1 protein-coding gene is annotated in these 859 nt (G+C 43.8%); it reads left to right on the top strand.

What is annotated here, in order from left to right; translation table 11 throughout:
- Positions 1 to 859: efflux RND transporter permease subunit (locus M595_RS28050; protein WP_023069932.1), on the top strand; the 859-nt coding region annotated here is incomplete at both ends.

Genomic DNA, 859 nt, shown 5'->3' on the forward strand with positions numbered 1-859 from the left:
GGATTGAGTTAAACCCAGATCGACTCCAAAGTTTAGGAATTACGGCAACACAAGTTAACGATCAAATTCGGGCTTTTAATATTAATTTACCCGGAGGGCGATCGCAATTTGGCGGCACAGAAAAGAGTATTCGCACGTTAGGAAGTGCCAAAACAGTTGAAGCCTTAAGAGATTATCCGATTGTGCTTCCGTCTGGCGGTTCAATTCCCCTTTCAAGTCTCGCGAATGTGGTTGATGGGTTTGGGGAAGTTCGTCAGCTTGCCCGTTATTTTGAGGTCGAAAATTATCCGAATTCAGATTCTCAAGAAATTGGTGAACCTGTTGTTACCTTTTCCGTCTTTAGAAGTACGGGTAGCACGTTAGTTACCGTTGAAGAAGGGGTTCGCGAAGCCGTTGCTGAGTTAAAGAAAACTTTACCCGAGGATATCAATTTAGAACTGATTTTAACGGATGCTGACTCAATTCGAGACTCCTATCGAGCCTCAGTTGATGCGTTAGTTTTGGGGTCGGTTTTAACCGTGATTGTCGTCGGTGTATTTTTGCGGAATTGGCGACCTACATTAATTACAGCGATTGCTTTACCCTTGTCAATTTTACCCACTTTTATGGTAATGAAACTATTGGGATATACCCTCAATAGTATGACGTTATTAGCATTAGCATTGGCAATGGGAAACTTGGTTGATGATGCGATCTGTATGATGGAAAATATCGACCAACACGTTGAAATGGGTAAAACACCCTTTCAAGCCGCCCTCGATGCTTCGGCAGAAATTGGGTTAGCGGTGGTCGCCACAACTGCAACCATTGTCGCTGTGTTTATACCTGTTGCCTTTATGGGGGGTGTTCCGGGTCAATT

Origin of the sequence: Lyngbya aestuarii BL J (assembly GCF_000478195.2) — a bacterium.
Lineage (GTDB): Bacteria > Cyanobacteriota > Cyanobacteriia > Cyanobacteriales > Microcoleaceae > Capilliphycus > Capilliphycus aestuarii.